Source organism: Klebsiella sp. BDA134-6 (assembly GCF_015601345.1).
GTDB classification, from domain to species: domain Bacteria; phylum Pseudomonadota; class Gammaproteobacteria; order Enterobacterales; family Enterobacteriaceae; genus Klebsiella; species Klebsiella grimontii.
The window spans coordinates 3133629-3160619 of record NZ_CP064784.1 but is presented as its reverse complement, the minus strand read 5'-3'; the positions used below and the strand labels follow the sequence as shown (position 1 = coordinate 3160619).

Sequence of the window (26991 nt, the reverse complement as noted above, 5' to 3'; positions counted from 1 at the left end):
ATGAACGCATTGCGCCTCATGTGTTACTTCGCGCTGCTCATGGTCTTGCTACCGTGGCGGGCGCAGGCAGCGGACGCCGACGATTTTGTGGCGGCCAATCGTAGCCAGCAGGCTCAGCTGCTTGAACGGTGGGCCGCCGCGCCCGAAGCCTCGCGTTTACCGCTGTTGCGGGCGCTGAAGAGCGAAACATTACAATCGGACAGCGACGGTCATGCCTTCAGCAAGCAGGGGGAAAAGCTGCTGGCGCTGGGCGAGGTTGCGGCTCCCGAGGGGGCGACAAAACCGGTACGCCTGACCAACCGCCTGCGTAACCTGGCGGCTGGCGCGCTGGCGACGCATCTACTGGTAAGTGACAACGTCACTGAAAGGGCTGCGGCGGTGAAAACCCTTCAGCGCGAGGCCACGCCAGAGATGGCGGGTCTGCTTCAGCAGCGTCTGACGGCGGAAAGCGACGGCGCGGTGAAATCGCAGCTGGAAATTGCGCTGGCCCGTTTACAGCTTGCCAGCCCGCAGCCCGCGCTGAGGCTGGCGGCCATCGCGCTGCTCGGCCACTCCGGCGACCCTGAAACCCAGGCGCTGCTGACGCCGTATACCGATGCGCAACATGAGCCAGACCCGGCGATTCGCGCGGCGGCCCAGGAGAGCCTGAGCAAAATCCAGCATCGCCTGCTGCTGGGCGATCTTCTCGGCCAGGCTTTTATGGGCCTCTCTCTCGGCTCCGTTCTGCTGCTCGCCGCGCTCGGCCTGGCCATCACCTACGGTCTGCTGGGGGTGATCAATATGGCCCACGGTGAGATGCTGATGATTGGCGCCTACAGCTGCTGGCTGGTGCAGCAGGCGCTGGCGCAACTGGCTCCGCAGTGGCTGGCCTTCTATCCGTTAATTGCACTGCCGGTGGCGTTCCTGGTGACCGGCGGTATCGGCATGGCGCTGGAACGCACCGTGATCCGCCATCTCTACGGCCGCCCGCTAGAGACGCTGCTTGCTACATGGGGCATCAGCCTGATGCTCATCCAGCTGGTGCGGATGCTGTTCGGCGCGCAGAACGTTGAAGTGGCTAACCCGGCGTGGCTCTCCGGCGGCGTGCAGGTTCTGCCGAATCTCATTCTGCCGTGGAACCGTCTGGCGGTGCTGGCTTTTGTGCTGCTGGTGCTGCTCTTTACCTGGCTGACGCTGAACAAGACCCGGTTGGGGATGAACGTGCGGGCGGTGACGCAAAACCGCGCGATGGCGGCCTGCTGCGGCGTGCCGACCGGACGCGTCGATATGCTGGCGTTTGGCCTCGGCTCGGGTATTGCCGGGCTGGGCGGCGTCGCGCTGTCGCAGCTCGGCAACGTCGGGCCGGAGCTGGGCCAGGGCTATATTATCGACTCCTTCCTCGTGGTGGTGCTCGGCGGCGTTGGTCAGTTGGCCGGCAGCGTGGCGGCGGCGTTTGGTCTTGGGATCTTTAACAAAATCCTTGAACCGCAGATGGGGGCCGTGCTGGGCAAGATCCTGATCCTGGTACTGATTATCCTGTTTATCCAGAAACGTCCCCAGGGACTGTTCGCCCTCAAAGGGAGGGTTATTGACTAATGAGCCAACCTATTACCTTAACGCTGGCGCGTAAAGCGCCGCGCCCGCTACGCTGGCTCGGCGTTGTGCTGCTGCTGGGCCTGCTGAGTATGCCGTTTCTGGCGCTGCTGCCGGCCTCGCATCCGCTGGCGGTCTCCACCTGGCTGCTGACGCTGACCGGCAAGATCCTCTGCTACGCCATTGTCGCCGTGGCGCTGGATTTGGTCTGGGGCTATGCCGGGATGCTCTCGCTCGGCCACGGGATCTTTTTTGCCCTTGGCGGCTACGCCATGGGCATGTACCTGATGCGCCAGGCGGCGGGCGACGGATTACCGGCCTTTATGTCGTTTTTATCATGGAGCGAACTGCCGTGGTTCTGGTGGGGCACCCAGCATTTCGCCTGGGCTATGCTGCTGGTGGTGCTGGTGCCCGGTCTGCTGGCCCTGGTGTTCGGCTGGTTTGCCTTTCGCTCAAAAATCAAAGGCGTCTATTTTTCGATCATGACCCAGGCGCTGACCTACGCCGGGATGCTGCTGTTTTTCCGTAACGAAACCGGGTTTGGCGGGAACAACGGTTTTACCGGCTTTACCACGCTGCTCGGTTTCTCCGTCACCGCCATCAGCACCAGGGCGGCGCTGTTTATGGCGACGGTGCTGCTGCTGCTGCTCACCCTGTGGATCGGCTATCTGCTGGCGCAGAGTAAATTTGGCCGCGTGCTGACGGCGGTACGCGATGCGGAAAACCGCCTGATGTTCTGCGGCTACGATCCGCGCGGCTTTAAGCTGCTGGTATGGACCCTTTCAGCCGTACTGTGCGGCCTGGCGGGGGCGCTGTACGTGCCGCAGGTCGGGATCATCAACCCCAGCGAAATGTCGCCAACTAACTCTATTGAAGCGGCAATCTGGGTGGCGCTCGGGGGACGCGGAACCTTAATCGGTCCAGTGCTCGGCGCAGGCCTGGTCAATGGCGCGAAAAGCTATTTCACCATGGCGATGCCGGAGTACTGGCAGCTCTTTCTTGGGCTGATTTTTATTATCGTGACGCTATTTTTACCGCGTGGGGTCATTGGCCTGCTGCGTAGAGGAGATCGCTGATGCAACTGGATGAAGAGCTCTTCACCCGCCAGCTGCCGACGGACCGTTTTCGCGAGCAAACCGATCCGGTGCTACAGCTGGAAGAGATTAACGTCAACTTTGACGGTTTTCAGGCGCTGACCAACCTGTCGCTGCAGATTGGCGTCGGCGAGCTACGCTGCGTGATCGGGCCGAACGGCGCCGGGAAAACCACTCTGATGGACGTGATCACCGGTAAAACCCGGCCGCAGAGCGGCAGGGCGCTTTACGATCAGTCGGTGGACTTAACGACCCTCGATCCCATCGCGATCGCTCGCCAGGGCATCGGGCGCAAGTTTCAGAAACCGACGGTCTTTGAGGCGCTGACGGTAGCGGAAAACCTGGAGCTGGCAATGAAAGGCGACAAGTCGGTGTGGGCCAGTCTGCGGGCCCGTCTGAACAGCGAGCAGGCTGACCGAATCAGCGATACCCTGCGCCTGCTGCGGCTTGAGGGCGAACGCTATCGACCGGCGGGATTGCTGTCGCACGGGCAAAAGCAGTTCCTTGAAATCGGCATGCTGCTGGTGCAGGAGCCGCATCTGCTGCTGCTGGACGAACCCGCCGCCGGGATGACCGATGCGGAGACGGAATATACTGCCGAGCTGTTCCGCACCCTGGCCGGGCAGCATTCGCTGATGGTGGTCGAGCATGATATGGGCTTTGTCGAGACCATCGCCGACAGGGTGACGGTGCTGCATCAGGGGCAGGTGCTGGCGGAAGGATCGCTGAGGGAAGTGCAGGCCAACGAACAGGTGATTGAAGTTTATCTCGGACGTTAAGGAGCGCGGATGCTACAGGTTAATCAACTACACCAATACTATGGCGGCAGCCACATTCTGCGCGGGGTGGATTTTGCCGCCCGCCAGGGCGAAATCACCTGTCTGCTCGGGCGCAACGGGGTGGGGAAAACCACCTTGCTGAAGTGTCTGATGGGGCTGATCCCGGCGCGCAGCGGCGAGGTGCGGTGGCAGGAGAAGAATATCACCCACCGTAAACCGCACCAGCGGGTACAGTCAGGGATCGCCTACGTGCCGCAGGGGCGGGAGATTTTTCCACGCCTGACGGTCGAGGAGAATCTGCTGATGGGGCTGTCCCGCTTTCCCGCCCGCGACGCGCGGGCGGTGCCGGAAGAGATTTATCAGCTGTTTCCGGTGCTCAAAACCATGAAGCAACGGCGCGGGGGCGACCTCTCCGGCGGCCAACAGCAGCAGCTGGCGATTGGTCGGGCGCTGGCCAGCCGTCCGCAGCTGTTGATTCTTGATGAACCGACGGAGGGCATTCAGCCGTCGGTGATTAAGGAGATTGGCGAGGTTATTCGCCAGCTGGCGAACCGCGGGGATATGGCGATTCTGCTGGTGGAGCAGTTCTATGATTTCGCCGCAGGTTTAGCGGATCGCTATCTGGTGATGTCGCGCGGCGCGATTATTCAACAGGGCAACGGCCGCGATATGGAAGCCGAAGGCGTCCGCGGGATGGTCACCATTTAACCCTTCCCGAATGGCGGCCTCCCTCCGGCTCGCGCTGCGCTTAGCCGGGCTACAGGTATACAGCAGTCTGCTGGCCCGTAGCCCGGGCAAGGCGCGTCGAGCGCCGCCCCCCGGGAAAAAGCGCGCAGAGGGTTATTTGCGCAGCAGCCGCTGCAGACGCGCCTGACGCCAGCTATTGATCCATTCGCCAAAGACAAACAGGCGTAACCCTTTAACCACCAGCAGCGTCCCCCAGATGATGGCCACCCATGCGGACCAGTAGCTGTCTGCGCCGGTCAGCCAGTTTAGCAGCGCCAGCAGAACGCAGACGACGACAGCTACCGTCAGAGAACGGAAAAAACGGCTCTCGCATTCGACGCGCGCTTTGGCTTCCTCAATGCGTAAATCCAGCGACTCCTCATGCCCCTCCGGCGACTCGCCGCTAATCTCGGCGACGTTGACTTCAAACACCGCCGCAAGCGCGCTGAGCGTCTCCAGGCCGGGGCGGTCGCCGTTCTCGATGCGTTGAATGGTGCGCACGCTCACGCCGGCCAGTTCGGCAAGCTGCTCCTGTGACCAGGCGCGCTGCAAACGTAATTGTTTAACCTGATTGCTATTGTTCATTGTTTCTATCTCCGGGTGAAAACCTGAGATGGAGTATTATCGAGCGGGCTGTCGGTCACCACGATCGGAACCCGACAGGGACGCGACAGCAACCTGACAACCGCACGGCGCCTGACCTCAGGTGCTGGCGACCGCGCTGCCGTTCCACGGACGAACGTTCATCCCACGGAAAATCATCAGCCATGCGGCGATAATAGCCAGCATCAATATCGCAAACAGCGACCAGTGCGGTAAGTGAGTCAAAATCGTCCCGGTCAGCATCGGGTTAAACGCCGCTCCCAGCCAGCCCAGCGACTGGGCGGAAAAGTAGCTGGCTTTCATGCCCGGCGGCGCAATGTTATCGATCAGCATATATTCACCCGGCGCGTAAATAACCTCCCCGAGGGTAAAAATGGCGGCGGAGACGCCCCACAGCAGCAGGCTATTATCGGAAATGACAAATCCGCCCAGTCCGATCACAAAACAGGCCGTCCCAAAGGTCATTAGCGGGCGAATATTACGAGCGGTCAGGCGCCGGCCGACGGCATACTGCAACGCCACCACCACGGCGGCGTTGACCGGCAGCACCACGGCAACCACTTTTTCGGCAAAGTCGCTATCGGCAACCACCAGCACATACTGGGAAATACAGGAGGCGAACGAACCGCCGACAAAAGAGGCCAGCAGGCCGGAGAGGGTAAACCACAGCAGAGCGCGATCGCGCAGCAGCACCGACGGCGACCACTGAACCGCGTTATCCTGAGCAACCGCGGCGCTGGCGCGCTGAACAAACAGCTGAATAAATACCAGCGGCAGGGCGGCGCAGCCGGCCGCCAGCCAGAACGGCAGGTTAATGCTGTGCATGACCAGCAGGGTGCCGATCGGCGGCCCGACGGTCCAGCCAATGTTGAGGAAGGTGTAGTTGAGGGAAAATATCTGCGCTTTCTTCGCCGGCGAGAGTACGTCGGCGAACCACGCTTTCAGCACGGTTGAGAATACGGAGTAGGCGCAGTTAATCAGCGCGAAGAAAAAGACCACCAGCGCGACGCTGTTAACCAACGGAATCGCGATAAAACCGCCAATAAACGCCAGCACGGCGAGCGTCATATAGCGCTTTTTATCGAACTTATCGGCGAGAATGCCAAAACCCATGCTGAACAGCACCCCAACGATCAGCGCGCTCGACAGCGCATAGCCGATTTTATCCACCTCCAGCTGATACTGACGGGTGAGGTAGATCGTCATAAAAGGTAACGTTGCGCCACGGCCAATGGTTAACAGCAACGACGAAGCCAGCAGCGCTGCGGTTGAGCGCCTGAGAGTCGGTATCATTTTTTCCTTGCCTGATATGATGTTATTTTTGTTGTCACGATCACAAATAGCACGCTAACCGAGGCTTGTATAGTTCCCATCGGTAATGAAAAGCACGTCAGCGCCCTACCGAAAATAATGATCTATGCGGCGGGCGAATTATTCGTTACTTTGATTTTGTTCACAAAAATTCCAATAACAACCGAGGCGGGTATGACGCGTAAAGACGGACTGCTGGCATTGCTAGTGGTGGTGGTATGGGGGCTGAATTTCGTGGTGATCAAAATGGGACTGCATAATATGCCGCCGCTGATGCTTGCCGGGCTGCGCTTTTTGCTGGTGGCTTTCCCGGCGCTGTTCTTCGTCGCGCGACCAAAAATTCCGTTAACCCTGCTGCTGGGCTACGGCCTGACGGTTAGCTTCGGTCAGTTTGCGTTTCTGTTCTGCGCGATCAGTCTTGGCATGCCAGCCGGGCTGGCATCGCTGGTGCTGCAGGCCCAGGCCTTTTTCACCATCATTCTCGGGGCGTTTATTTTCGGCGAACGTTTGCAGGGGAAACAGCTGGCGGGGATCGCGCTGGCGATTTTCGGCGTGCTGGTGCTGGTCGAAGCCAGCCTCGGCGGTCAGCACGTGCCGCTGGTGGGCTTTATGCTAACGCTGGCCGCGGCGTTGAGCTGGGCCTGCGGCAATATCTTCAACAAGAAAATTATGTCGCATGCGAGCCGGCCGCCGATTATGTCTTTGGTGGTGTGGAGCGCGTTGATTCCGGTGCTGCCGTTTATGCTGGCGTCGTGGATCCTCGACGGTCCGCAGGTCATGGCGGCAAGCCTGCTGCATATCGACCTGCTGACGATCCTGTCGCTGCTATACCTGGCGTTTATTGCCACTATCATCGGCTACGGGATCTGGGGGGCGCTGCTCGGCCGCTATGAGACCTGGCGCGTGGCGCCGCTGTCGCTGCTGGTGCCGGTTGTCGGGATGGCCAGCGCCGCCTTATTGCTCGGCGAGACGCTGAACAGTCTGCAGCTGCTGGGGGCGGTACTGATTCTGGCCGGGCTGTATATCAACGTGTTTGGCCTGCGGATCGCGCGTCCGGGCGTGGCGCGGGGGTAAAAAAAAGCCCCGGTAACGGGGCTAAAGGGATTTACAGGCCTTGCTGGTTGTAATAGGGCACGCCCAGTTCATCTGATTTATCACTGCCCGAAGCCATGTGATTGAAATCAAAAGGCGAATCGTTATGTTCGGAAGGAATAATCATCGCATCCCGGTTGTTGTGACGAACAGGAGTGCTGGTTTGCTCCGCGTAACTTTGGCCTGAGGCCAGCGCCAGTAGCACGATGGCGGCGGAAGCGAATAGTTTCATTATTTCCTCAATACGTCTTTATGCAGGCGGTTAACAACAGTTGTTCAGTGGGAGCAGATAGCGCGACTCGCCCGGTACATTGGTAATACGGTACTGGTGCGGCGGAACATCGAAATAGTTTTTAAAAGTTCGCGTCAGCGTTTGCTGCGATTCAAAACCGTAGCGCTCGGCCAGGTATAAGATAGGCTCGTTGCTCTGCTTCAGCTTCTGCGCGATCTCGGTCAGCTTACGGCTGCGGATATACTGTCCCAGCGAGTGACCGGTCTCTTTCTTAAACATTCTTTGCAGGTGCCACTTGGAGTAACCTGAGCGCTCTGAAACCTTCTCCAGCGACAGGGGCGATTCCAGGTTATCCTCGATCCACGACAAAATACTATGGATAGTGATGGCGTCGTTATTGCGTCTGGACATCATCTTACCTCTTCTTATTACGACAGAACTTTTTTGAGTAAACACTCAAGAGTGGCCACTTCATCCGTCGACAGATTTTTTGTTAGTTCCTGGTGCAATTTCTGACCCACAACCTGATGACATTGCTCACAAAGGGCTGCGCCGTCTGGCGTTAACTGTACCAGCACGCCGCGCTTGTCAGTCGGGTTGGGTAACCGTTCAATCCAGCCTTTACAGACCAGGCGGTCGAGCATGCGCGTCATTGCGCCTGGGTCGACCGAAAGCACGGTTTTCAGCTCAACGGGGGTAATACACACTTCGCAACGAATGGAACAGAGCACCCGGAACTGGGTGGAAGTAATATCCATCGGCGAGAGATAGTCGTTGAGCAGGCGATCTTTTTTCTGGTTAACCATTTGGATCAAGCGACCAAGGGGGATCATTTCGTTAAACAGGTCGCTTGTACTTTTCACAATGGTTGCCCAGGCAATGACTTAGTTGCGGGAGATATTATTGCCTAGGCAAATATAAGTCAACCTGATGAATTGCCCGATGCCACGATTTGCTAAAACGAATTGATGTGATGCAGGTCACTCTATTTCGCGTTGTTGTCTTATGATTTGATGGAGTGGTGAATGCGTTCTGCGGAGAACGGGTACAATCTGACCCCAGACGATATACTCAGTACGCCTCATTTTTTGCTAATCCAATATTTACAGGACCTTAATTCTCTATGATGGATCTTTTTAAAGCGATAGGCCTGGGGCTGGTGGTGATTCTACCGCTGGCGAACCCGCTGACTACCGTAGCGCTGTTCCTGGGCCTGGCCGGGAATATGAACAACGCCGAGCGTAACCGTCAGTCGCTGATGGCCTCGGTTTATGTGTTCGCCATCCTGATGGTCGCCTGGTATGCCGGACAGGTGGTGATGAACACCTTCGGAATATCGATTCCCGGTCTGCGTATTGCCGGCGGCCTGATTGTCGCCTTTATCGGCTTCCGCATGCTGTTTCCACAGCAAAAAGCCCACGATTCGATGGAAGCCAAGCTGAAATCGGAAGAGCTCGAGGATGAACCGACCGCCAATATCGCCTTCGTTCCGCTGGCGATGCCAAGCACCGCCGGGCCGGGGACAATCGCGATGATTATCAGCTCAGCGTCGACGGTAAAGCACGGGGCGAGCTTCCCGGACTGGGTTGTGTTGGTGGCGCCGCCGATTATTTTTGCCCTGGTCGGGATTATCCTCTGGGGCTGCCTGCGCAGTTCTGGCGCGATTATGCGTCTGGTCGGGAAGGGCGGCATTGAGGCGATTTCGCGCCTGATGGGCTTCCTGCTGGTCTGCATGGGCGTGCAGTTTATTATTAACGGCGTGCTGGAGATTATTTCGACTTATCACGCCTGACGACTTTGCGTCGACGGAAAAATAAAAAAGCCTGCCGATTTTGCAACCGGCAGGCTTTTTTTACGCCGAACTATCAGGAGTGATGCGGCTGGTGATCTTCCAGCGATACCGGCCAGCGACGGAAAATCATCACCGCCCAGATTAACGCGATAACGGCTGGGATCGCGCCGACGTAGCCAATAGACGCCATCGACAGATGGCTGCTGACCTGGCTGCCGACCAGCGCGCCCGCGCCGATGCCGATATTAAATATCCCCGAGAACAACGACATCGCCACGTCGGTGGCGTCCGGCGCCAGCGCCAGCACTTTCACCTGCATACCGAGACCGATAATCATGATCGCCACGCCCCAGAAGACGCTCAGCAGCATCAGGTGATTGGCGTTGTGCGAGGCGGGCAGCAGCAGCAGCAAACACGCCAGCAGCAGGCCAATCGCGGCGTTAATCAACCCGGAAGCATGCAGGTTGCCGAGTTTACCAAACAGGATGCTGCCGACGATCCCCGCACCGCCCAGGGTCAGCAGCAGCAGAGTGGCGAAGTTGCCGCTCAGCCCGGCCACCGTCTGGACGAACGGTTCAATATAGCTGTAGGCGGTATAGTGCGCGGTCACCACGATGACCGTCAGCAAATAGATGCTCAATAGCGCAGGGCGGCGGAACAGCACCGGCAGGCTTTTCAGCGACCCTGAGTGCTCGCTCGGCAGCTTAGGTAGCAGCTTGATCAGGCAAACCATGGTGACCAGCGCCCCCAGGCCGATGACCAGGAAAGTGGTGCGCCAGCCAAAATACTGCCCGACAATACGGCCGATTGGGATGCCGAAGACCATCGCCAGTGCGGTACCGGTGGCAATCAGGCTAAGCGCCTGTGCCCGTTTACCCGGCGGGGCCATACGAATAGCCAGCGCGGAGGTGATCGACCAGAACACCGCGTGGGCGAAGGCGATGCCGATACGGCTGATCACCAGCACGTTGAAGTTCCAGGCCAGGAACGACAGCACGTGGCTGGCGATAAACAGGATAAACAGGCCAACCAGCAGGCGACGGCGTTCCATCTTGCTGGTCAGCAGCATAAAAGGCAGCGACATCAGGGCGACAACCCAGGCGTAGATCGTCAGCATGATCCCCACCTGCGCCGTTTCCATGCCAAAGCTGTCGGCGATGTCCGACAGCAGGCCCACGGGTGCAAATTCGGTGGTATTAAAGATAAATGCCGCAATCGCAAGCGTGACTACGCGAAGCCACGCGACCTTGCGTGAAACCGTATTTGTCATCATAAGTTCAGGGCTGGTTACAAAGAGGAAAGAAGTGGGACGATCTTAAAACGATTGCTGCTGAAAATACAATCATTTTGTGATCTGCATCTCATTTTTGTTGAGGCGAGGTTTCTGCGACTAACGGATTAATTTTTCTATTAAACGTGTGGATTTCTCCCGTTTATGTCATGTTATCGATAAGTAAAAAAAAGAGGGACAGAACAATGCAGGAAATTAGCTTTTATCTGGTTGATGCCTTCAGCGATCGTAACTTTGGCGGTAACGCGGCGGCGGTTTGCCCGCTCACCGAATGGCTGCCGGACGAAACGCTGCTGAAAATGGCCCAGCAGCATAATCAATCGGAGACCGCGTTTTTTGTGCGTACGGATGAGGGGTATGAGCTGCGTTGGTTTACGACGCTGTACGAAATCAACCTCTGCGGCCACGCGACCCTGGCGGCCTCGCACGTCATTTTTGAATATTTCGACCACCCCTCGTCGACAATCGTGTTTAGCACCCGCTTCGTCGGCGAGCTTCGCGTCACCCGCAGCGGCGACTGGCTGACGCTGGATTTCCCGGCCTGGGCGACGACGGTCGTTGAACAGCCGCCAGCTGAACTTTTGACGGGGCTCGGGGTGAGCGACGCGGTGGAAGTTCGCGTGGCGCGCGATTATCTGGTGATTTTAGCCGACCGCCAGCAGGTCGAGGCCGTGCGTCCGGACATGCATATGCTCCAGCGCCTTGGCAAAATGATCTGTATTAGCGCCGCGGATGAAGAGTATGACTTTGTCAGCCGTTTCTTCTGCCCGGGCGAGTCGGTGGCGGAAGACCCGGTCACCGGGTCCGCGCACAGCATGCTGATTCCCTACTGGGGCGAGAAGCTCGGCAAAACGGAGATGCAGGCGCGGCAGGTGTCGGCCCGCGGCGGCGACCTGCGCTGCCAGTGGCGGGGCGATCGGGTTCTGATCGGCGGTCAGGCGACGACCTACCTCATCGGCACCATAACTTTACGCTAAGGAGGCCCGGTGATTGACGTTCCTGTCTATCTGGTGGCGGCGTTCAGCGAGCAGCCTTTTGCCGGTAATCCGGCGGCAGTATGTCTGCTCAAGGAGTGGCTGCCGGATGAGCTGCTGCTCAAAATGGCCCAACAGCACAACCAGTCGGAAACCGCGTTTGTGGTGCCTGAGAGCGATGGTTTTGCGCTGCGCTGGTTTACCACCCGCAACGAGGTTAATCTTTGCGGCCACGCCACGCTTGCCAGCGCGCACGTGATATTTCATCACCTGGATTATCCTGATGCGGTGATTCACTTCGCGACCGCTTCCGGTCGGCTGACCGTGAGCCGCGAAGGCGATTGGCTGACCCTGGATTTCCCGGCGGGGCAAACCGAAGAGCGCGAGCCGCCCGCGGCGATGCTCTCCGCGCTGGGGATTGACAGCTATCTCCACGCCCGCAAGGGGCGCGCATGGCTCATCGAACTTGCCTCTCGTGACCGGGTCGAAGCCCTGCGGCCCAACATTGCGGCGATGACGCCCGGTGAACATAAAGTGACCGTGACGGCGGCAGGCAGCGGCGAATATGACTTCGTTAGCCGCTTTTTCTCACCCGGCGAAGCGGTGTGGGAAGATCCGGTAACCGGTTCGGCGCATACCATGCTGATCCCATACTGGAGTGCGAAGCTGGGCAAAACCCATCTGCTGGCGCGTCAGGTTTCCGCGCGCGGCGGCGATATTCGCTGTCAGCTGAAGGGCGAGAGAGTCTTGATGAGCGGCCAGGCGGTGACCTATTTAAACGGCGTCATCACGCTGCGCTAGCCAGGCCGTAATAATAAGACAGGATCGGCGACAGGTCAGCCGATCCTGAGCCTGAGTGGGTGACCAGGCGGAAGTATCCTGCGTACGCGACGAAAATCCAACGCCACAAGCGGGTAAAACGACGATGGGGCTTATCCGTTCATTACATCGGAAATATAACGATCGCGCCGACGCATAATGCCAGAATTCGAATTAAGTACATGGGTACCGAAAATAGCCAGAATTCCGGCAATTTATATTTACCCATTCCCAGAATCATTGCCGGCATGCCGTCAATCGGCATATAGCCGCCGTTCCAGCCTGAAATGACCACGGCAATAGCGGCCGCGGTTGGGTTAAGGCCGAGGCTGGTGCAGGCGGCTATAGCAATCGGCGCGAAGATATAGACCGACCCCATGTTCGAACCGGTAAAGGTGGCGCAGGTACTGGTCAGCAGCGCAAAGATAAAAATAAAGACGAACGGAGAGACGCTGGAGCCGAGCACGCCCGCAACCGCATCGCCCACCATTGCCGTAAACCCGGTGCCCGCCAGCGCGTCGGCGACGCCGATAACCCCGGCCATCATCAGGATAACCGGCGCGCCCATATGATCGCGCACCTCCTTGAAGTCGACGACGTTAATCATCATGACGAACGCGGCGGCAAGGCCCGGCACCACGTAGGCGATATTGCCTAACTGATTCATCAGCATCATGCCGACCACGCTGACGGCGAATGCCCCGACGGTGCAGTACTCTTTCCACGCGGGCAGGGTGACGGCTTCCTCTTCGCGCACCGCCATGGCCTCTTCAGAAGCATCGGCTATTGGGTGATCGGGTAAAAAGCGCCAGGCAAGCAGGCACCATGCCAGGAACGCCAGCGACATCACCAGATTCACCAGCGCGAATTTCACCATCGAAATTTCTTCGTTAAATCCGGCGGTTTGCAGCACCGTCGCGGTGACGCCGAACAGCAGCGCGACGTTAACCGGAAACAGCGGATGGTTGGTGGCGAATCCCAGCGGCATCATCAGCTTCGAGGTCGGCAGCTTCTTGCTGTAGGGGATCGTCGAGACCAGCGACAGGATCAGCACGTAGTAGCCGGTTGAGCCAGTACCCGCCAGGCTGGCGCCGAGCATCACAATCAATAGCAGTAGAGCATAGCTTTTGTAGCTGCCTCTGTTCACCAGATTCACCATCGCGGACTTGACGTTGCCTATCAGCCGCGTTTTCTGCAGCGCCGCCATGACCACCATAAACCCGGCGATCATGATGACGCTGGAGTTTACAAACCCGGCAAAAGCCTGCTGGACGTTGGCGAGCCCGGTCACAACCAATAGCAGACAGGCCAGCAGCGGCGGTGCGCCAAAGGCCATTTTGTCCGACATGATAAGCACGATCATCAGCACCAGAATGCCCAGCGCCAGAATCATTTCCATTGTCATCGTTATTGCTCCTTATTATTTACCCTTCCAGCATGTCGCCCGGCACTTTAAATACGGCTTTGCGTACCGTTACCGGCGCGTCTACCGCGCACAGCGCCTGGTGGGGTTCGCCGGGCAGAAATAGCGCAAAATCACCGGCATGCAGGGTGATGGATACCGGTAGAGGGCAATCGCGGGCGATAAACAGATCCGGTTTGCGCTCTTCATCGCTATCCTGCGCGACGCGGAGCGTTCCGGCGTTAATCACCTCGCAGCCTGCCAGCATCACCTGAATATCGGCCCATTGATGGTGATATTCGGTGTGACGCCGCGCGGCGGGCTGGGTGGACGCTTCGCCGATATCGCAATACCAGCGACAGTTTTCCGGCTGCCAGCGCCCGTCTTTCCTGGCGCTCAGCGCCGCTAGCGTGGCCTGCGGATGGGCGAGAATTTGCCGCAGCGCCGGGGGAAGCCCTGCCAGCGGCAGAGCGTTAAGGTTGCCGACGATCATCGCGCGGACTCCTTCACCCATTCGGGCGTGATATGCACGTATTTAATCGCCTGGCGGAACCAGGTGTAGGCAATGTGCAGCGTGCCGTCCGCCCCTTGTTTAATGCTCGGGTAGGAGAACTCGCGATTGCGCTTATCCAGCGAATTGTTAGTCATGCAGTAGCCGTCGCCTTCATCGAGATTGCGCCGCCATGGCCAGGTTTTACCGCCATCGGCAGAGAGGGCGACAGTCATCGGCGCGCGCGGCGCGCCCCAGAACGCCGAGCGACCGCCGTTAGCTTCTGGCTCTTTACGGCTGCTGTCGCCGTCGTCGATTTCATCGTAAAGCGACGCGCGACGTTCCAGCGCGCCGGCGGCGCTCATGGGGTTAAACACCAGCGCCAGTTCGCCGCTGGCAAGGGTAGTGACCTGAATGGACGAGTTATTATTGGGCAGCACCGTCGGCTCCGGCGCTGACCAGCTTTCCCCGTTGTCCACCGACTGGCTGTAGTAGATATTGTCTGCCCAGCGGCTGCGAAAGAGGGCCACCAGCACGCCGCCCGGCAGCGGGGTGATATTCATATGCACGCAGCCGAGACTGTGCGGGACTTCGACGTCACGCCAGGTTTTGCCCTTATCGGCGGAGATTTTGACGGCGCTGATATCGTCGTTGCCGACCCACTTTTCGCCCGGCCGCGTGCGGCAGTAGAAGACCGGTAGAAGCCAGTTGCCGTTGTCCAGAACGGTCATCGGTTGGCGAATAAAGGTGCCGGGCTTGTCGAGCAGGGTGGTAATGTCGCCCCAGGTCTGACCCAGATCCGTTGACTGGCGGTAGCGCACGATGGCGGTATCCTGATTGCCGGAGATCTGCGCGGTCCACAGCAGCCACAGCACGTTATCCGGGTCGAGAAAAAGCAGCGGATTTTGCTCTGAGCGGCTGGGGTCGTCGGACAATTTGACCGCATCGCACCATTGGCGACGGCCGGGGAGCAGGCGCGACCCCCAGACGGAGATATCGGCGACGCCTTCCTGAGTGCCGCCAAACCACACGCACATCAGCGAGCCGTCCGGCAGCGGCAGCAGGTTAGCCGCGTGATTTTGCGGGCAGGATGAGGGGAGCATGGCGGTTTCCACGCGCTCATCCTGCGGGTGCTGAGAAATAATACCGTCACGAACTGCGGTTACAGACATATTCACTCTCCGTTATTTTAGTAGGGTTTTATTTATTGATCGGTAATGAGACGTAAGCGTCTTGCTGCTGTGAAGCTTTAATGATTTTTCTGCTGCGAATAATATTTAGCGTTTCTACCGCCAGCGAAAAGAAAATAGCAAAATAGAGGTAGCCTTTCGCAATGTGTATTTCCAGACTGTCGGCCACCAGTAATATCCCTACCAGCAGCAGGAAGGTTAATGCGAGCATTTTCATGGTTGGTGTATTATTCACAAAATCGCCGATGGTTTTCGCCGCCAACATCATTACGCCGACGGCGATAATGACCGCTGTAATCATAATAAAAATATGCTGCGATAGACCGACTGCGGTAATAACAGAATCAAGGCTGAAGACGATATCCAGCAGCATAATCTGGATGATGGCCCCGGCCAGCGAGAGCTGGCGCAGGCCGTCGCTGTGCGACTCTACTTCCGGCTGAAGCTCGCCGCGTATTTCCTGCAGTGATTTGTAAATAAGAAAACAACCGCCAACAAATAAAATAATCGTGCGCACAGAAACGACAAGATGGGCAATGGTAAATAGCGGCAGCGTAATGTGCGCCAGCCAGGCAATCGACACCAGCAATAACACGCGCATGATCATTGCGCCACTGAGCCCTAACTTGCGGGCAAGATTTTGCTGATGGGGCGGGAGTTTCGCCACCACCAGTGAAAGAAATATAATATTATCGACCCCGAGAATAATCTCCAGGAAGGTCAGCGTGATTAGCGTCAACCCTATTTCAGGGTCCAGCATCCAGATAAACATGGCAACATCCCTTACACAGCGTAAGACGTGTTATAAATAATCGTCAAGATTGTCGGTGCTGTTTATTCCTGTAACCGGCACCGACGATCGAACCCGGTATTCCTGGTGTGTTCAGGAAATATACCTGGCGATAATGTCTTTGATTTGTTCGCACTGGGCTGGCGTAAAGCTGACCGCATAGCGGCTGTCGCCGACGGCAAAACCCATCAGCTGCAGCGCTTTTTTTACTGCCGCCGGCGAGAACGCCACTTTATACAGATCGGTACGCAGCCCGGTCACGCTCTCCTGAGCATGGCGGGAGCCATCAATATCGCCGGCGTTAAAGCGCGCCCAGATGGCGTTGATCTCTTTCGGCGCGACGTTGGCCAGCCCGGAAATACAGGCGGAACAACCGTCAATAAATCCCTGATGAATCAGCGAATCGGGGCCATTCAGCACGTCGAAATTGGCAATGCCTCGCGCCGCATCGAGAAATCCCGTCAGGCTTTCGTAACTTCCGGCGCTGTCTTTGACGCCGATGATGTTGGCGTGCCGCGCCAGAACGCGCGCGGTCTGAGGTTCGATGGTATTGCCGGTACGCGCCGGGATGTTGTACAGGAATATCGGTACGCTCAGAGCGTCAGCGATGGCCGTATAGTGGCTGATAAGCTCATCCTGCGTCAGCGGGACAAACCACGGGGTGATGACCGAGACCGCATCGACGCCCAGTTTTTCGATCTGCTGACCCAAACGGATGGTTTCCCGAGTCGACACTTCGCCAATATGCGCCACCACTGGCGCGCGACCGGCGACCTCTTCCACGCAGGCTTTAGCGACAGCGACTTTTTCCGCTTCATTGAGCACAAAAAACTCGCCGTTGGTCCCGCCGCAGAAAATACCGTTGCCGGCGGTGAGCTGACGCTGAACCTGCTGCTTCAGCGCCGGAATATTTACCGCGCCCTCGGCGGTAAAGGGCGTCACGATGGCGGTCAGTACGCCGGTAATTGCATTGCTCATATTCATCTTTCCCGAGTGTTATGGCTGTGGAAATAGGGTGCGGTAGATCGCTTCGACCTGCTGCTGGTTAACGCTGCACGGCGCGTTATTGAGTAAACGTTTGACGTTTAGCGCCGCTTCGCTCAGCTCGCCGATGCTTTCCGGCGGCACGCCCAGCGCGGCGAGGTTGTCTGGCAGCTGTAGGCGTTTCACCAGCGCGGCCAGCCAGGCGACCAACGCATGAGATTTTTCTTCTTCGCTGAGCGTCAGATCGGCCTCAGGGATCAGATCCCAGACCTGGGCAAATTTCGCCACCGCATGCGGGCGCACCGCTTTCATACAGGGCGCCAGCAAAATCGCGTTCGCCACGCCGTGCGGCAGATGGTATTTGCCGCCCAACGGATAGGAGAGGGCATGAACCAGATGGGTACCCGCATGGTTGATCGCCACGCCGCCATAATAAGAGGCCCACAGCATCTCCAGCTTCGCGCTCAGGTTCTGCGGCTCGGTCACCGAGAGCTCGATATTGCGTACCAGCTTGCGCAGGCCAATCAGCGCCGCGTTATCGCTCACCGGATTGGCAACGGTGGCGGTAAAGCACTCAATCAGGTGGCACAGCGCGTCGATGCCGGTAGAGGAGGCGATGTGTGCGGGCATGCTGGTGGTCAATTCCGGCAGCAGGGCAACGTAATCCGGCAGCAGAACCGGGGAGATAATGCCCACTTTGGTACTCTGCTCCGGGATAGCCAGTATTGCGTTCGGCGTGGCCTCTGAGCCGGTCCCGGCGGTGGCGGGAATTAACAGAGAGGTTACTTTTTGCTGCGGTTTTTCGCCTGCCAGCAGCGCGTCAAGCCCCGGTGAGCGGGGATGCAGCAGGACCGAGAGCAGCTTGGTCACATCTAGGACGCTACCGCCGCCGATCCCCACGATAAGCTGCGGCTCGCTGGCGCTGACGAGGCGCTGAATCTGCGCCATATCGTGCTGGCTCGGCTCGGCGGGCACCGTATCCACGATCTGCACCTGACGCCCCTCATCCTGCAGAAGCGCGCGGATCTGCTGCGCGGCATCGAGTTTGCCCACGTTGCCGTCAGTGACCAGCAAAATGCGCCGTTTGCCCGCCAGCAGCGGCAGCAGAGCGGTAAAGGCGCCCGCGCCGCTAATCAGAGTGCTGTTAATGGTTGCCACTTTTTTCTCCTCTTTTATGAATGATTAAATTTAATCATCCGTTCTGCGTGCCATTCACATTGTGGGGTGAAGTTATAATTTATACGGCGATTTAATAACTTGAGCTTGCTCACATTTAATCAATTGTGATTGAATATAATCATTATCAATGTCGAACAGTGATAAAAGGGAAAGCGATGGGCAGCGGGGATAATAAGGTGTTGGTTCTGGCGGACGACTTCACCGGCGCTAATGACGCCGGCGTCAGCCTGGCGGAGACGGGAATGCGGGCGGAAGTGGCGTTTTCCGATCGCTATCGGGGAGAGGCGCAGGCGCTGATCCTCAATAGCGACAGCCGCGCGCAGCCCGCCGCAGAAGCGGCACGGCGTATTACGTATCTCTTGCAGGCTATCTTGCCGCGTTTTCAGCCGCGCTGGACGGTGAAGAAAATCGACTCCACCCTGCGCGGCAACCTCGGCGCCGAACTGGAGGCGACGATGCGCGCTCTGGCGTGCTCCGTGGCGGTCCTGGCCCCGGCTTTCCCGGCGGCAGGCCGGGTGACGCGAGAGGGGCTGTGCTATGTGCGCGGCCTGCCAGTCAATGAAACCGAGTTCGCCACCGACCCGAAAACGCCGGTCGGCAGCGCGGATATCGCCGCCGTGGTGGCGCAGCAAAGCGAGCTGCGCTGCCTTAGGGCGACGGTCGATACCCTGGCGACCGCGCTGGCGCAGACGGGCGATGTACCGCGAGTATTGATCGTGGACGCCGAAGAGGATCGGCAACTGGACGTCATTATCGAGGCAGTCGCGGCCTGCGATCGGAAAGTGCTGCTGGCGGGGTCGGCAGGATTGTGTGACGCCCTGGCGCGTCGGCTGGCTGCCGTACCGCGCGGACCGCTGCTGGCGATTGTCGGTTCAATGAGCGAGATCGCGCAACAGCAGGTCGCCCGGCTTGAGGCGCATCCGCGCGTTGTTCGCGTAGAAATTGATGTCGCGATGGCCTTTGGCGGCGATGTCGACGCTGACGCCCGACGCATCGCCGCGGTATTGAGTGAAAATAATCATTGCGTTGTCACCACGCGTCCCGATAGCGAGGCGCGAAAGGGCATTGATGCCCTGTGCCGTCAGCACGGCGTCGATCGCACCGCGCTTGGCGAACGTATCTGCGCGTATCTGGCGCAGGTCAGCGAACGGGCCATCGCCCAGCGCCAGCCGGGGGCGCTATATCTGTCCGGCGGCGACGTGGCCATCGCCGTCGCGCAGGCGCTGGGGGCCAGCGGATTTCATATTACGGGTCGGGTGGCGCAGTGCGTGCCGTACGGCAATTTTCTGGGTAGCAGCTGGCAGCGGCCGGTAATGACTAAGGCAGGCGGATTCGGAACGGAAACCACCCTGCTGGAGGTCGTGAACTTTATTGAGGAGAAAATGAGTGACTAACATCATAGCGGTAACGATGGGAGATCCGGCAGGCATTGGCCCGGAAATTATTATTAAATCCCTGGCGGAGGGGAAACTGAACGGCGCGCCGGTGGTGGTGGTGGGCTGCGCGCGGACGCTGCGGCGGATCCTGGCGATGGAGATCACCCCCCGCGCCGAGCTGCGAATCATTGATAATCCGGGACAGGCGCGGTTTAGTCCCGGCGTCATCAACGTTATCGACGAACCGCTGACCGATCCGCAGGGACTGCGCCCGGGCGAGGTACAGGCACAGGCAGGTGATTTAGCGTACCGCTGCATCAAGCGGGCGACCAACCTGGCGATGGCCGGAGAAGTGTTCGCGCTCGCCACCGCGCCGTTAAATAAAGAGGCGCTGCATCTGGCCGGGCACCATTTCCCAGGGCATACCGAAATGCTGGCTCATCTGACGCAGACCAAAGATTTCGCGATGGTGCTGTATACCGATAAGCTCAAGGTTATCCATATCTCCACCCATGTGGCGCTGCGTAAATTCCTCGATAACCTGAACCAGCCGCGGGTGGAGACGGTGATTGGTATTGCCGATAGCTTCTTGCGCCGGGTGGGTTATAGCCAGCCGCGTATCGCCGTCGCCGGGGTTAATCCTCACGCCGGGGAAAACGGCCTGTTTGGCGATGAAGAGATCCGCATCGTCGGGCCGGCGGTTGACGCAATGAAAGCTAAAGGGCTCAACGTGACCGGACCGTGCCCGCCGGATACGGTGTTTATGCAGTGCCACGAAGGGTTGTTTGATATGGTGGTCGCGATGTATCACGATCAGGGACATATTCCGCTAAAATTGCTTGGGTTTTATGATGGGGTGAATATTACCGCCGGACTGCCGTTTATTCGCACTTCCGCCGACCACGGCACGGCGTTTGATATTGCCTGGACAGGTAAAGCTAAGTCTGACAGCATGACTACCTCTATTGAGCTCGCCATGCAAATCGCACAGGAATAACATGAAGGGATATAACCGGTTAGAGCAGATTATGGATTATCTCAAGAGCCATAATCTGGTGACAGTGGACCAGCTGGTGGCGGTGACCGACGCCTCGCCCGCGACCATTCGCCGAGACCTGATCAAGCTCGATCAGGAAGGAGTGATCAGCCGAACGCACGGCGGCGTGACCCTCAACCGGTTTATTCCAGCACAACCGACCACGCAGGAGAAATCCCAGCGTAGCCTGCAGGAAAAATACGCCATCGCCAGCGCGGCGGCGGCGTTGGTTAAGGCCGGGGACGCCATTGTCCTCGATGCCGGGACCACCATGATTGAACTGGCCCGGCAAATTACCCATCTGCCGCTGCGGGTGATCACCAGCGACCTGCATATCGCCCTGTTCCTGTCAGAGTTTAAGCAAATTGAAGTGACGATCATCGGCGGGCGCATCGATGACAGCAGCCAGTCCTGCATCGGCGATCACGGGCGCCGCCTGCTGCAGAATATCTGGCCCGATCTGGCATTCGTCAGCTGCAACGGCTGGGACCTGGAGAAGGGCGTCACCTCGCCAACGGAAGAGAAAGCGGCGCTGAAGCGCGACTTAATCGCCAACGCCCGACGGCGCATACTGCTGGCGGACAGCTCCAAATACGGCGCCTGGTCGCTGTTTAATATCACGCATCTCGACTCACTCACCGATATCATTACCGATAGTCATCTGCCGGAAGCGACGCGCGAAGCGTTAACGCATATTCATCCCCGGCTGATCGTGGCCGGCTAGCCGGGGAAGCGGCTTACGGCAGACGGGCGATATTGGCTTTAATCACCTCGATAGCGTGGTGGAACTTCTCCGCTTCATCATCTGCCAGCTGTAGCTCAATGATTTGCTGCACGCCGCTTTGCGTGAGCACCGCGGGAACGCCAGCCGCCGCGCCGCTTACGCCGTACTCTCCATCAAGAATGCACGATACCGCCAGCGCGCGATGGCTGCCGGTGAAAATATTGCGACAGATTTCGGCGATGGTCCCGGCGACGCCGTACTCCGTGCAGCCTTTGCCGGCGTAAATCTCAAACCCCAGCTTACGCACCTTGTCGGCAATCAGCTCCCGGTCGAGGGCTTTACCGGTATGTTTCTGGTAAACATCGGCAATGGCGGAGCCGTATACCGCCGAGTGCGACCACACCGGAAACTGGGCATCGCCATGCTCTCCGAGAATAAAGGCGTCGATGCTTTGCGCGCCGATATCCAGCGCCTGGGCCAGCACCCTGCGTAAGCGGGTGGTATCTAACCAGACGCCAGTCCCCAGTACCTGGCTGCGCGGCAGGCCGGAAAGCTGCCATACCTGCCAGGTGATGATGTCGCAGGGATTGGTGGCAACCAAAAAGATGCCGTTGAAACCGCCGCTCATCATCTGCGGGACGAGGCTTTTGACGATTTTCGCCGTGTTGGTCAATTCGTCCAACCGGGTCTGGCCCGGTTTGAGCGCGCCGCCGGAAACGGTGATCACCGCAATATCGACATCGGCGCAGTCGCTGGCTTCCCGGGTGGAAATCGTCATCATTCCCGGCATATAGGCGGCCGCGTCGCTCAGATCCTGAGCGTGCGCTTCGGCGCGTGGTTTATTGAGATCGACAAGGATCAGCTCCTCGCAAATCGACTGGTTTAACAGGGCGTAGGCCGCAGAGGCGCCGACGTTTCCGGCCCCGATAATCATCACCTTGCGTGCTTTGGTATTCATCGTTTTATCCTGATAAAAGACGTCATGCGGCAAAATTACTGCCTCCCAAGGGGTGAGAGCAAGTGGGGCCGGAAGCTATAAGTTAATGCTATGGCGGCGCTGCGGACGCCGCGCGTTACAGTACGCTCAAAAAAGGAGCTTATTTATGTACACTATCGCCGCGACCCCGCTAAACCACCCGGACCTCACCGCTTTAATTGCCGAACTGGATGCTTACCAGCAGACGCTCTACCCGGCGGAAAGCAACCATCTGATCGACCTGAGCGCGCTCCCGGCGGAGTCGGTGATCGCACTAATTATCCGCGATGCCCGGCAGCAGGCCGTTGGCTGCGGGGCGATCGTGCTCGGCGAAGAGGGGTTTGGCGAGATGAAACGGGTGTTCATTAACCCGGCCCATCGCGGCCAGCAGCTGGGAGAAAAACTGCTGGCCGCGCTGGAGAAAGAGGCGATAAAGCGTGAATGCCATACCGTGCGCCTGGAAACCGGCATTCATCAGCACGCCGCCGTTGCGCTATATACGCGCAATGGGTATCAGACGCGCAGCGCCTTCACGCCGTATCAGCCGGATCCGTTAAGCATCTTTATGGAGAAACTGCTGCTTGTCGATCTTCGTTCAGCAGCGCTATAAACGCCTCGAGCTGGCGAGTTTTCGCCCCGCGCCGCCAGACCAGCCATGTCGTTAGCCAGCGCCACTCTTCGGCCAGCGGCCAGGCGGAAACCTGCTGGTGGCCCGGCATACTCTCCAGCATGCTGCGCGGCATCAGCGCCAGTCCGGCGCCGGCAATGACGCAGGCCAGCATGCCGTGATAGGACTCCATCTCATGGATCCGCCCCGGGGTGGCGCGATCGGCGTGGAACCAGCTCTCAAAATGACGGCGGTAGGAGCAGTTGGCGCGAAACGCGTAGACGCTGGTGCCGTTTACTTCGCTGGCGCGAGCGATGGGCGGATGGCCAAATGGCGCGACGATCATCATCTCTTCCGGGAACACCGGTAACCCTTCAAGCCCCGGATGCACCAGCGGGCCGTCGACAAACGCCGCGCTCAGGTTGCCCTCGAGTACGCCGTCGATCATGGTGCCGGATGGGCCGGTGGAGAGGGCCAGATGGATCTTTGGATAGCGCTGGTTAAAGTGCGCCAGGGTCGGGGAAATACGCACGGCGGCGGTACTCTCCAGCGAGCCGAGCGAAAACAGCCCCTGAGGCTCGTCTCCGGCGACCACCATCCGCGCCTCATCAACCAGCGCCAGGATCTGCTGGCTATAGCGTAAAAAGCTATGTCCGGCGGGCGACAGACGCAGGCGCTGGTTTTCGCGAATAAACAGTTCGACGCCGAGATCCGCCTCCAGCTGGCGAATGCGCGTGGTCAAGTTTGACGGCACGCGATGCACCTTCTGCGCGGCCTGGGTAATGCTGCCAGTGCTGGCGACGGCGTTAAACATCTCAAGCTGGGTCAGATCCATAGCGTTCTTCTTTTGTGAAAAGGTTGCTTAATATTATTCATTTTTAATGAAGGGAAGGGTAAGCCAGAATAAGGTCACTTCGCAATCAACACAGAGAGAAAAACGATGAATTTATCTGCCACTCAGGCGGTTTCCGTGAACCCAACCACAGGTGAAACGCTGTCGTCTCTGCCCTGGGCCAGCGAACAACAAGTCGATTCAGCCATTGCCCTTGCGGAACGGGGTTATCGTCAATGGCGCAACGTCAGCGTGGCGGCGCGCGCGGCGGCGCTGCGTAAGGTCGGCAGCGTGATGCGCGACCGTGGCGAAGCGCTGGCGCAAATGATTAGCCTTGAGATGGGTAAACCGATTGCCCAGGCGCGCGGCGAAGTCGCTAAATCCGCCAATCTCTGTGACTGGTATGCCGAACACGGCCCGGCGATGCTGAATACCGAAGCGACGCTGGTTGAAGACAATAAAGCGGTGATTGAGTATCGTCCGATGGGCGCGATCCTCGCGATCATGCCATGGAACTTCCCGGTGTGGCAGGTGCTGCGCGGCGCGGTGCCGATTCTGCTGGCGGGCAACAGCTATCTGCTTAAGCATGCGCCAAACGTGCTGGGCAGCGCGGCGATGATTGGCGAAATTTTTGCCGCAGCGGGCGTGCCGGAAGGCGTGTTTGGCTGGGTTAATGCCACCAACGACGGCGTTTCGCAAATGATTAACGATCCGCGCATCGCCGCGGTGACCGTCACCGGCAGCGTGCGCGCCGGGAAGGCTATTGGCGCCCAGGCCGGCGCGGCGTTGAAAAAATGCGTGCTGGAGCTGGGCGGCTCCGATCCCTTTATCGTCCTTAACGACGCCGACCTCGATGAGGCCGTGAAGGCGGCGGTGATTGGCCGCTACCAGAATACCGGGCAGGTCTGCGCCGCCGCGAAGCGTTTCATCGTCGAAGCGGGTATTGCTGCAGCCTTTACGCAGAAATTTGTCGCCGCCGTCGCCGCGCTGAAAATGGGCGATCCGCGCGACGAGCAGAACTATATTGGACCGATGGCGCGTTTCGACCTGCGCGATGAGCTGCACGAGCAGGTGCGGGCGACCCTAAAAGAGGGGGCGACCCTGCTGCTGGGCGCGGAAAAAATCGAAGGCGCGGGTAACTACTATGCGCCGACGGTGCTGGGGAACGTCACCGCTGAGATGACCGGCTTTCGTGAAGAACTGTTTGGGCCGGTGGCGACGATTACCGAAGCCCGCGATGCCGATCATGCGCTGGCGCTGGCTAACGATAGCGAATTTGGCCTTTCAGCAACGGTTTATACCGCCAGTGAAACGCAGGCCCGGCGCTTTGCCGATGAGCTGGAGTGCGGCGGGGTGTTTATCAACGGCTACTGCGCCAGCGATGCCCGCGTGGCGTTCGGCGGCGTGAAGAAAAGCGGTTTTGGCCGCGAGCTTTCCCATTTTGGCCTGCATGAATTCTGCAACGTCCAGACCGTCTGGAGAGATCGCCGCTAACCCTACAAACTGCCTCCGGGGGCGGCGCAATGCACCTGACCGGGCTACGGGACGCAGCCATCTGCGATCGCGTAGCCCGGAAAAGCCGCTTGCGGGAACATACCCCCGATATTATTAAGCTATTTACTTAGCGGCACCGAAGCGAGAAAGAAGCTGTTTCTTCGCGCCGCGTGCGCCTATAATTACCGCCCGAATTTTGTTGTTGGCAAGGAGCCTCGCGTGGCGACGGTAATGAATAACGCAATGCTCGATGCCATTTTGGCTGAAGTCAGGCCGCTGATTGGGCGCGGTAAAGTGGCGGACTATATTCCGGCGCTGGCCCGCGTCAGCGGCGAGAAGCTCGGCGTAGCCATCTGTACGGTCGACGGTCAGCACTACAGCGCCGGCGACGCGCACGAGCGTTTCTCTATTCAATCGATCTCGAAAGTCCTGAGCCTGGTGGTGGCGATGAACCACTATCAGGAAGAGGAGATCTGGCAGCGGGTGGGGAAAGATCCCTCCGGCCAGCCCTTTAATTCACTATTACAGCTGGAAATTGAACAAGGCAAACCGCGTAATCCGTTTATCAATGCCGGGGCGCTGGTGGTCTGCGATATGCTGCAAAGTCGCCTTAGCGCGCCTCGCCAGCGAATGCTGGAAATCGTTCGTCGTCTGAGCGGGGTGGGCGATATCGCCTACGATCCGGTGGTTGCCCGCTCGGAGTTCGATCATTCGGCGCGCAATGCCGCTATCGCCTGGCTAATGAAATCCTTCGGCAATTTCCATAACGATGTCGCCACGGTACTGCAAAACTATTTCCACTACTGTTCACTGGAGATGAGCTGCGTGGAGCTGGCGCGCACCTTTCTGTTTCTTGCCGATAGAGGCATCGCCCCGCACCTTGAGACGCCGGTGATTGCGCCGATTCAGTCGCGGCAGGTCAACGCCCTGATGATGACCAGCGGCATGTATCAGAACGCAGGTGAATTTGCGTGGCGCGTCGGTTTGCCGGCGAAATCCGGCGTCGGCGGCGGGATTGTGGCTATCGTCCCGCAGGAGATGGCGATTGCGGTGTGGAGCCCGGAACTCGATGAGGCGGGGAACTCGCTGGCCGGAATTGCTTTACTGGAAAAACTCACTCAAAAACTGGGAAGGTCGGTATTCTGATGGTACCCATAGAAAACCTGTTTGCTCGCCTGCAGCGTTCCACTTTCCGCTCCCGTTTTCGCCTCGGCGTGAAAGAACGGCAGTATTGTTATGATAAGGGCGCGGAAGTTATCGACCAGCACGCGGCGGACTTTATCGCCAGTCGGCTGGCCCCTGCGCAAATTCCTAACGACGGTAAGCAGACCCCGATGCGCGGACATCCGGTGTTTATCGCCCAGCATGCCACCGCGACCTGCTGTCGCGGTTGTCTGGAAAAGTGGCACGCGATCCCGCGGGGCCGCGGGCTCAGCGACGAAGAGCAGCGCTACGTGGTGCAGGTTATCCATCACTGGCTGGTGATCCAGATGAATTCGCCGGATCGCGGCAGACCGTAATTCATCGGCGGCGGTATATGCCTGATAATTATTCTCATGATATGATGAACCGCTTACTAATTATTAACATAATAATTGCCTGAAACAATTAGACGGATAATCATGA

At 58.6% G+C, this 26991-nt stretch carries 29 protein-coding genes; 15 read left to right on the top strand and 14 right to left on the bottom strand.

All coding sequences use genetic code 11. The annotated features are described in order from the left end of the window. From urtB to urtE, 4 genes are read left to right on the top strand one after another with little or no spacing between them, the layout of a single operon-like run. Complete coding sequence (gene urtB / locus IYV58_RS14580) at positions 1 to 1575, top strand: urea ABC transporter permease subunit UrtB (protein ID WP_195321675.1); 1575 nt, start codon at positions 1 to 3, stop codon at positions 1573 to 1575. Next, positions 1575 to 2648, top strand: a complete 1074-nt coding sequence (urtC, locus tag IYV58_RS14575) for an urea ABC transporter permease subunit UrtC (protein WP_004119822.1) — start codon at positions 1575 to 1577, stop codon at positions 2646 to 2648. Before urtB ends, urtC begins: the two co-directional genes overlap by 1 nt. Further along, positions 2648 to 3445: an urea ABC transporter ATP-binding protein UrtD gene (urtD, locus tag IYV58_RS14570; protein ID WP_004119825.1), complete on the top strand. Its 798-nt coding sequence runs from the start codon at positions 2648 to 2650 to the stop codon at positions 3443 to 3445. Before urtC ends, urtD begins: the two co-directional genes overlap by 1 nt. 9 nt (positions 3446 to 3454) lie before the next feature. Beyond that, positions 3455 to 4153 (top strand): urea ABC transporter ATP-binding subunit UrtE, encoded by a 699-nt coding sequence (gene urtE / locus IYV58_RS14565; RefSeq protein WP_049115158.1) that lies wholly within the window; start codon positions 3455 to 3457, stop codon positions 4151 to 4153. A 132-nt stretch (positions 4154 to 4285) separates the two neighbouring features. Here the strand turns inward: urtE and IYV58_RS14560 are convergent, their stop codons facing one another. Beyond that, positions 4286 to 4756, bottom strand: a complete 471-nt coding sequence (locus IYV58_RS14560) for a helix-turn-helix domain-containing protein (protein ID WP_004119829.1) — start codon at positions 4754 to 4756, stop codon at positions 4286 to 4288. A 117-nt stretch (positions 4757 to 4873) separates the two neighbouring features. Further along, positions 4874 to 6067, bottom strand: coding sequence for an efflux MFS transporter YdeE (gene ydeE, locus IYV58_RS14555; RefSeq protein WP_195729103.1), 1194 nt, complete (start codon positions 6065 to 6067; stop codon positions 4874 to 4876). Between the two features lie 192 nt (positions 6068 to 6259). Between ydeE and eamA the strand changes: the two genes are divergently transcribed. After that, the gene (gene eamA / locus IYV58_RS14550) at positions 6260 to 7159 is read left to right on the top strand and encodes an O-acetylserine/cysteine exporter (RefSeq protein WP_004119834.1); all 900 of its coding nucleotides are present in this window, start codon (positions 6260 to 6262) and stop codon (positions 7157 to 7159) included. 31 nt (positions 7160 to 7190) lie between these two features. On the opposite strand, the gene marB is transcribed toward eamA, so the two are convergent. From marB to marR, 3 genes are read right to left on the bottom strand one after another with little or no spacing between them, the layout of a single operon-like run. Continuing rightward, positions 7191 to 7409 carry a multiple antibiotic resistance protein MarB gene (gene marB, locus IYV58_RS14545; protein ID WP_004119836.1) on the bottom strand — a complete coding sequence of 73 codons (219 nt, stop codon included), beginning with the start codon at positions 7407 to 7409 and terminating at the stop codon, positions 7191 to 7193. Between the two features lie 30 nt (positions 7410 to 7439). Further along, positions 7440 to 7820 carry an MDR efflux pump AcrAB transcriptional activator MarA gene (gene marA, locus IYV58_RS14540; protein WP_004102351.1) on the bottom strand — a complete coding sequence of 127 codons (381 nt, stop codon included), beginning with the start codon at positions 7818 to 7820 and terminating at the stop codon, positions 7440 to 7442. Positions 7821 to 7837: 17 nt separating this feature from the next. Further along, positions 7838 to 8272: a multiple antibiotic resistance transcriptional regulator MarR gene (gene marR / locus IYV58_RS14535; protein WP_004102349.1), complete on the bottom strand. Its 435-nt coding sequence runs from the start codon at positions 8270 to 8272 to the stop codon at positions 7838 to 7840. A 260-nt stretch (positions 8273 to 8532) separates the two neighbouring features. Between marR and IYV58_RS14530 the strand changes: the two genes are divergently transcribed. Beyond that, on the top strand, positions 8533 to 9201 hold the full coding sequence (locus IYV58_RS14530) for a MarC family NAAT transporter (RefSeq protein ID WP_004119839.1): 669 nt from the start codon (positions 8533 to 8535) through the stop codon (positions 9199 to 9201). Between the two features lie 73 nt (positions 9202 to 9274). Here IYV58_RS14530 and IYV58_RS14525 read toward each other — a convergent pair whose 3' ends face one another. Beyond that, complete coding sequence (locus tag IYV58_RS14525) at positions 9275 to 10474, bottom strand: sugar transporter (protein WP_004119840.1); 1200 nt, start codon at positions 10472 to 10474, stop codon at positions 9275 to 9277. A 203-nt stretch (positions 10475 to 10677) separates the two neighbouring features. Between IYV58_RS14525 and IYV58_RS14520 the strand changes: the two genes are divergently transcribed. Together IYV58_RS14520 and IYV58_RS14515 are read left to right on the top strand one after the other, a co-directional pair. After that, entirely contained in the window at positions 10678 to 11469 is a 792-nt protein-coding gene (locus IYV58_RS14520; RefSeq protein WP_087828167.1) for a PhzF family phenazine biosynthesis protein, read from the top strand. Positions 11470 to 11478: 9 nt separating this feature from the next. Next, complete coding sequence (locus IYV58_RS14515) at positions 11479 to 12267, top strand: PhzF family phenazine biosynthesis protein (RefSeq protein WP_123829320.1); 789 nt, start codon at positions 11479 to 11481, stop codon at positions 12265 to 12267. Positions 12268 to 12409: 142 nt separating this feature from the next. Here IYV58_RS14515 and IYV58_RS14510 read toward each other — a convergent pair whose 3' ends face one another. The 6 genes from IYV58_RS14510 to IYV58_RS14485 form a co-directional block, all read right to left on the bottom strand. Beyond that, positions 12410 to 13690: an SLC13 family permease gene (locus tag IYV58_RS14510; protein WP_004119848.1), complete on the bottom strand. Its 1281-nt coding sequence runs from the start codon at positions 13688 to 13690 to the stop codon at positions 12410 to 12412. 19 nt (positions 13691 to 13709) lie between these two features. Then, positions 13710 to 14180: a NanQ anomerase/TabA/YiaL family protein gene (locus IYV58_RS14505; protein WP_004119856.1), complete on the bottom strand. Its 471-nt coding sequence runs from the start codon at positions 14178 to 14180 to the stop codon at positions 13710 to 13712. Then, positions 14177 to 15349, bottom strand: a complete 1173-nt coding sequence (locus IYV58_RS14500) for a sialidase family protein (protein ID WP_195321673.1) — start codon at positions 15347 to 15349, stop codon at positions 14177 to 14179. The genes IYV58_RS14505 and IYV58_RS14500 overlap by 4 nt, the downstream gene beginning before the upstream one ends. A 28-nt stretch (positions 15350 to 15377) precedes the next feature. Continuing rightward, the gene (locus tag IYV58_RS14495; protein ID WP_142445805.1) at positions 15378 to 16139 is read right to left on the bottom strand and encodes a TerC family protein; all 762 of its coding nucleotides are present in this window, start codon (positions 16137 to 16139) and stop codon (positions 15378 to 15380) included. Positions 16140 to 16250: 111 nt separating this feature from the next. After that, positions 16251 to 17135, bottom strand: a complete 885-nt coding sequence (locus IYV58_RS14490; RefSeq protein ID WP_142446574.1) for a dihydrodipicolinate synthase family protein — start codon at positions 17133 to 17135, stop codon at positions 16251 to 16253. A gap of 18 nt (positions 17136 to 17153) precedes the next feature. After that, complete coding sequence (locus IYV58_RS14485) at positions 17154 to 18299, bottom strand: iron-containing alcohol dehydrogenase (protein WP_004119882.1); 1146 nt, start codon at positions 18297 to 18299, stop codon at positions 17154 to 17156. A 176-nt stretch (positions 18300 to 18475) separates the two neighbouring features. Here IYV58_RS14485 and dtnK point away from each other — a divergent pair, with 176 nt between their 5' ends. The 3 genes from dtnK to IYV58_RS14470 are packed head-to-tail and all read left to right on the top strand — an operon-like array spanning position 18476 to position 21456. Continuing rightward, on the top strand, positions 18476 to 19714 hold the full coding sequence (dtnK, locus tag IYV58_RS14480; protein WP_195729102.1) for a D-threonate kinase: 1239 nt from the start codon (positions 18476 to 18478) through the stop codon (positions 19712 to 19714). Next, positions 19707 to 20693, top strand: a complete 987-nt coding sequence (locus IYV58_RS14475) for a D-threonate 4-phosphate dehydrogenase (RefSeq protein ID WP_049115657.1) — start codon at positions 19707 to 19709, stop codon at positions 20691 to 20693. Before dtnK ends, IYV58_RS14475 begins: the two co-directional genes overlap by 8 nt. A 1-nt stretch (position 20694) precedes the next feature. Continuing rightward, positions 20695 to 21456, top strand: a complete 762-nt coding sequence (locus IYV58_RS14470) for a DeoR/GlpR family DNA-binding transcription regulator (protein WP_004119899.1) — start codon at positions 20695 to 20697, stop codon at positions 21454 to 21456. 13 nt (positions 21457 to 21469) lie between these two features. Here the strand turns inward: IYV58_RS14470 and IYV58_RS14465 are convergent, their stop codons facing one another. Beyond that, positions 21470 to 22414 (bottom strand): L-lactate dehydrogenase, encoded by a 945-nt coding sequence (locus IYV58_RS14465; protein ID WP_004119917.1) that lies wholly within the window; start codon positions 22412 to 22414, stop codon positions 21470 to 21472. 145 nt (positions 22415 to 22559) lie between these two features. Here IYV58_RS14465 and IYV58_RS14460 point away from each other — a divergent pair, with 145 nt between their 5' ends. Beyond that, on the top strand, positions 22560 to 23042 hold the full coding sequence (locus IYV58_RS14460) for a GNAT family N-acetyltransferase (protein ID WP_004119929.1): 483 nt from the start codon (positions 22560 to 22562) through the stop codon (positions 23040 to 23042). Here the strand turns inward: IYV58_RS14460 and ptrR are convergent. Then, positions 22996 to 23874, bottom strand: a complete 879-nt coding sequence (ptrR, locus tag IYV58_RS14455) for a putrescine utilization regulator PtrR (protein WP_195729101.1) — start codon at positions 23872 to 23874, stop codon at positions 22996 to 22998. The genes IYV58_RS14460 and ptrR overlap by 47 nt on opposite strands. 105 nt (positions 23875 to 23979) lie before the next feature. Between ptrR and sad the strand changes: the two genes are divergently transcribed. The 3 genes from sad (at position 23980) to IYV58_RS14440 (ending at position 26885) form a co-directional block, all read left to right on the top strand. Then, positions 23980 to 25365: a succinate-semialdehyde dehydrogenase gene (gene sad / locus IYV58_RS14450; RefSeq protein WP_004119935.1), complete on the top strand. Its 1386-nt coding sequence runs from the start codon at positions 23980 to 23982 to the stop codon at positions 25363 to 25365. Positions 25366 to 25584: 219 nt separating this feature from the next. Next, complete coding sequence (gene glsB / locus IYV58_RS14445) at positions 25585 to 26511, top strand: glutaminase B (protein WP_004119937.1); 927 nt, start codon at positions 25585 to 25587, stop codon at positions 26509 to 26511. Beyond that, on the top strand, positions 26511 to 26885 hold the full coding sequence (locus tag IYV58_RS14440; RefSeq protein WP_004119940.1) for a DUF4186 domain-containing protein: 375 nt from the start codon (positions 26511 to 26513) through the stop codon (positions 26883 to 26885). Before glsB ends, IYV58_RS14440 begins: the two co-directional genes overlap by 1 nt. Positions 26886 to 26991: the final 106 nt, after the last annotated feature.